Here is a 4401-nt window from a genome sequence, read left to right as displayed (position 1 = left end):
GGACAAATCCTCAAAATATACGATCTCATCAAAACAAACAAAAACGCCGCGCTGGAAACAGCCCGGCGTTTTTGCGTTGGGATGCAGCCCGCGCGAAGCGCCGTCCGGGCGCACAAAACCAAAACCAAAATCGACAGACGCCTCCCCAATATCGCCGCGCGGACTCGCGCTCGGGGTGGCCGATCAGGGCCTGTTCGGCAATTGCACGCTTGCACAGTGCCGCATCCCCCCGCCAATGCGGCCTCGGCCCAATCGCGTCGCGTTGCGAAGAAACTTTGGCCATCATTGCGCGGCAGTTTTGGCGCGGAGACGTGAACCGTCGCACGGCGCGGTTCGACTTAACCGTCAGCCATTCAAGCCAAGGAGAGTCCCATGCCAGCCTTGATTCGCTCCGCCGTCGCGGCCATCGCTGCCGGGTCGTTCGCGCTGTCGCTGGCGCTGGCGCCCGGCAGCGGCGCGCTGGCCGAGCAGGCCAAGCCGAAGCCGGCCGCCAAGCAGCCGGCGCCCGCCGCGCAAGCGCCGGCCGAGGCGCCGCAGCTCAAACAGATCGCGCTCACCGACAAGCAGATCGAGCAGCTCTTGGCGGCGCAACCGGAGATCGACGCGCTCGCCGCCAAGCTGCCGCAGAAGCCGGACGCCAAGCCGGATCCGAAGATCGACGCGCAGTTCGAGGAGGTCGCCAAGAAGCACGGCTTCGCCAGCTTCGGGGACTACACCGACGTGGTCGACAATGTCGGGCTGGTGCTGGCCGGCTTCGATCCGCAGACCAAGAGCTATGTCGGCCCCGATGCGGTGCTGAAATCGCAGATCGCCGCGGTGCAGGCCGACAAGAAGATGCCCGCCAAGGACAAGAAAGCGGCGCTCGCCGACCTCAACGCCGCGTTGAAGAGCCCGGCGCCACAGATCGAGAACAAGGGCAACATTGATCTGGTGACCAAGTCCTACGACAAGCTCACCGCGGTGTTGCAGCAGGCCGATTAGGGCTCGGCTCCGGCGCGCCGACCGCGCCGGGGGGCGCCGCGGAGGGCCGCATGCAGGCGAACGCCGCGAGCATCATGGCGATGCTCGCCGCGCATTTGACGTGCAACACGCTCTCGGTGACGTTGACCACCAACAACAGGACCAACAACGCGATGCTGCCGGCGAACAGCGCCGGCGACATCGCCGCGCCGCCGGCGGGCTTGTTGCGCAGCGCGGCGCGTAACAGCACCAGCAGCAGCGCCAGCATCAGCACGGCGCCGAGCAGGCCGAAATTGACCAGGAACTGCAGATAGCCGTCGTGAAACTGGTTGACGCCCTGCACGCCGGGAAACGGCGAATACAGGCTCGGCAGCAGCCAGACGTCGGGACCCCAGCCCAGCACGGGCCGCTGCCGCACCAGATCGATGCCGACCGCCGCCAGCTGCAGACGCTCCTCGGCGGTCTGCAGCGGCGGGTAGCTGGAATTCACCGTGCCGACGATCAGCTGTCCGAGAATCTCCAGCGTCTCGCCGAGCGAACCCTTGACCACGGATCGGCCGCTGATCACCAGCGCCTGATAGGCGCCGAACAGCACCGCGCCGGTGCCGATCACCGCGGCGCCGAGCCACAGCTGCTTGGTGCGTTCGGCCCGCTGCCGATACCAGGCAGGGACGGCGAGCGCGAAAAGCCAGGCGGTCAGCGCCAGCGCGGTCGCCACGTAGCCGCCGCGTCCACGCAGCAGCACCAGCAGATCGAACAATGCGATCAGCAACGGCGCCAGCGCCAGCGCCGCCGCCACGCTGAGCCGCGAGCGAACCGCGGGATCGAACAGAAAATAGTGCATCAGGCTGATCGTCGAAATGATGCACAGCCCGCAACACAGCGTCGCCAGGTTGCGATTGAGGTCGCCGAGCGCGCCGTCGCTCGGCCGCGATTCCAGGATTGAGCCGATCGCGTCGTTGCGGACCAGCAGTACCAAGCCTCCTAACAGCACGCCGGCGAGCAGCAGCGCCACAAGCCGGTCGGTCGGGATCCGCAGCTGACGGCACGCCGCGAGCAGCGACACCGCGACCAGCGGGCCGAGCGCGATCGGGATATGTTTCGGCCAGCCGCGAAATTGATTGCCGGGGCTGCCCCACCACGCAGCATAGGCGGCGGACAGCGCCACGAACAGCATCCAGGCCAAGCCGAGCAGCAGCGGCGGCTGCAGCAGCGCGCGATTGCGCAGCACCAGAATGCTCGACCCCACCACCAGGATCGCGACCGCGACGTCCGCGATGTTGTTCCACAAGAACGAAAACACTCCGATCAGCGGCACGCAGGCGATCACCAGCCACGCCGCCTCATCGGAAACCAGCTCAGATTGCCCGGCGCGGTCCCATAGCCTCCTTGCAACCCTGAACACCAAAGCCTCTCTTCTCCCGCGCGCAAACATGCCCGTGCCAGGCATTTTAGTAAATTGGACGTTAAAGACCCGTCAAGCGCGCCCGCCGTGAACCGCCAAGTCTGGAGAGCCAAGTCTGGAGCGCCAAGTCCGGCGGCGAGATGGCGGCCTGCGCGACGCGGTTCGAGGCGCGTGGACTTCGCCGGGATCCGATGTTACGGCAACCGCGATATTCGCCGCCGCCATGAGGTCCGATGAGGGTCACATTAGCTGTCTTTCAGCTCGCTAAGCTCGGCGGCAAAGAGCGCGATTGTCTGGCCGTGGCGCGGGCACTGGCGGCGCGCGGCCATGCCGTCACCGTGCTGACCACCGCGGCGCCGGCCCGCCCGGAGCCGCAGCTGCAGGTCGTGGTGCTGCCGACCACCGGCAACGCCAATCACGCGCGCACCACGTCGTTCGCCGCAGCCGTGCGCGCCCATCACGCCGCAGCGCGCGGCGACGCGCTGCTGGCGTTCGATCGGGTGCCGGGTGCGGATTTCTTCTTCGCCGCCGATCCCAGCTACACGCTGCGCTATTCCGGCCTGTTGTCGCGGCTGATGCCGCGCCGACGCGCGATGCTGGCGTTGGAGCGCGGCATCTACGATGTCACGGCAAAGTCACAAATCTTCTTTCTCACCATGCGACAGCGCGACGAATATGTCGCGGCGTATCGGCTCGATCCGGCCCGCGCCGCCGTGCTGCCGCTGATCCTGCACGAGGAGCGCTACGCCGCCGTCGCGGCGCGTGACGACAAGGCGCAGATCCGCGCCCGGCTCGGGCTTGCGCCCGACGCGCTGGTCGCGCTGTGCATCGGCATTCCGGCGAAGCGCAAGGGATTCGACCGCGCGCTGGCGGCGCTGGCGGCGCATCCGCGGCTGCAACTGATCCTGGCCGGCTCTTCCGATGGTTGGATCACGCCGCGGATTCGGCAACTCGGTCTGCAAGACCGGGTGCGGGTGCTGCCCTACGGCGCCGATGTGGTCGATCTGCTGTCGGCGGCGGATGTGTTCCTGCATCCGGCGCGCGAGGAGGCCGCCGGCGTGGTGCTCGGCGAAGCCTTGCTCGCCGGCACCCCGGTGATCGTGTCCGGTGTCTGCGGCTATGCGCCCGAGGTGGCGCGCGCCGGCGCCGGCATCGTGCTTGCCGAGCCGTTCCAGGCCGAGGATCTGGCGCGGGCGATCGGCGAGGTGATCGATCGGCTGCCCGAGTTCCGGCAGGCCGCCGCCGCCGAATCGGCGCGGCTGCAACAAGTCCGCGGCCATTGGCTGGCGACCATCGCCGACAAGGTCGAAACCCTGGCGCCGCGCGCGAGGTAGCGAAAATCCGCGGGCTGGCTTAGCCTAGGCCCATGACCCCGATCGGTTACACCCTGTTCGACACCGCGATCGGCCGCTGCGGCGTGGCCTGGAGCGGCGAGGGCATCGTTGCGGTGCAGCTGCCGCAAGAGACGGAGGCGCAGACCCGCGCGCGGATCGATCAGCGCTGCCCCGGATTGCCGGAAGCCGCGCCGCCGCCCGAGGTGAGCCGCGCGGTCGAGCGCATCGTGTCGCTGCTCGAAGGCGAACGTGTCGATCTGGCGGACCTCGCGCTCGATCTTTCCGAAGTGTCAGAATTCCAGCGCCGCGTCTATGCGATCGCGCGTGCGATCCCGCCCGGCAAGACCTTGAGTTATGGCGATATCGCCAGGCGTCTCGGCGACGTCGCGCTGTCGCGCGAGGTTGGGCAGGCGCTCGGCCGCAATCCCTGTCCGATCGTCGTGCCGTGCCACCGCGTGCTGGCGGCCGGCGACAAGCCGGGCGGATTCTCGGCGCATGGCGGCGTTGTCACCAAACTGAAGCTGTTGGCGATCGAAGGCGCCCGGGTGAACTACACGCCGTCGCTGTTCGATTGAGGGGTGCGAGTTTGGCTTTTCCCCAATTCTGGGCGTCATCCTGAGAGCCTGTGAAGCTATTCGATTGGCGGCTCTCGGCGATATGATGTGTCGCGATCGCTGCGCAGGAGTGCGGTTGGAGGAGTGC

General features: G+C 67.6%; 4 protein-coding genes. 3 read left to right on the top strand and 1 reads right to left on the bottom strand.

What is annotated here, in order from left to right; all coding sequences use genetic code 11:
• The first annotated feature begins 372 nt into the window (after window positions 1-372).
• Window positions 373-981 (top strand): hypothetical protein, encoded by a 609-nt coding sequence (locus HNR60_RS23885; protein ID WP_184262922.1) that lies wholly within the window; start codon window positions 373-375, stop codon window positions 979-981.
• Here HNR60_RS23885 and HNR60_RS24420 read toward each other — a convergent pair.
• The gene (locus tag HNR60_RS24420; RefSeq protein WP_184262920.1) at window positions 953-2365 is read right to left on the bottom strand and encodes an O-antigen ligase family protein; all 1413 of its coding nucleotides are present in this window, start codon (window positions 2363-2365) and stop codon (window positions 953-955) included. The genes HNR60_RS23885 and HNR60_RS24420 overlap by 29 nt on opposite strands.
• Window positions 2366-2598: 233 nt before the next feature.
• Here HNR60_RS24420 and HNR60_RS23875 point away from each other — a divergent pair, with 233 nt between their 5' ends.
• Both HNR60_RS23875 and HNR60_RS23870 read left to right on the top strand, forming a co-directional pair.
• Window positions 2599-3699, top strand: a complete 1101-nt coding sequence (locus tag HNR60_RS23875) for a glycosyltransferase family 4 protein (protein WP_184262918.1) — start codon at window positions 2599-2601, stop codon at window positions 3697-3699.
• A gap of 32 nt (window positions 3700-3731) precedes the next feature.
• Complete coding sequence (locus HNR60_RS23870) at window positions 3732-4274, top strand: methylated-DNA--[protein]-cysteine S-methyltransferase (protein ID WP_184262916.1); 543 nt, start codon at window positions 3732-3734, stop codon at window positions 4272-4274.
• Window positions 4275-4401 lie beyond the last annotated feature (127 nt).

Origin of the sequence: Rhodopseudomonas rhenobacensis (genome assembly GCF_014203125.1) — a bacterium.
GTDB classification, from domain to species: Bacteria; Pseudomonadota; Alphaproteobacteria; order Rhizobiales; family Xanthobacteraceae; genus Rhodopseudomonas_A; species Rhodopseudomonas_A rhenobacensis.
Note: the sequence above shows the minus strand (reverse complement) of the source record. Positions and strands in the feature narration are given on the sequence as shown.

Excerpts from the sequence above, each read along its gene's own strand:
- HNR60_RS23885 (WP_184262922.1), top strand. The coding sequence starts at position 373 with ATGCCAGCCTTGATTCGCTCCGCCGTCGCGGCCATCGCTGCCGGGTCG.
- HNR60_RS23875 (WP_184262918.1), top strand. The coding sequence starts at position 2,599 with ATGAGGGTCACATTAGCTGTCTTTCAGCTCGCTAAGCTCGGCGGCAAA.
- HNR60_RS23870 (WP_184262916.1), top strand. The coding sequence starts at position 3,732 with ATGACCCCGATCGGTTACACCCTGTTCGACACCGCGATCGGCCGCTGC.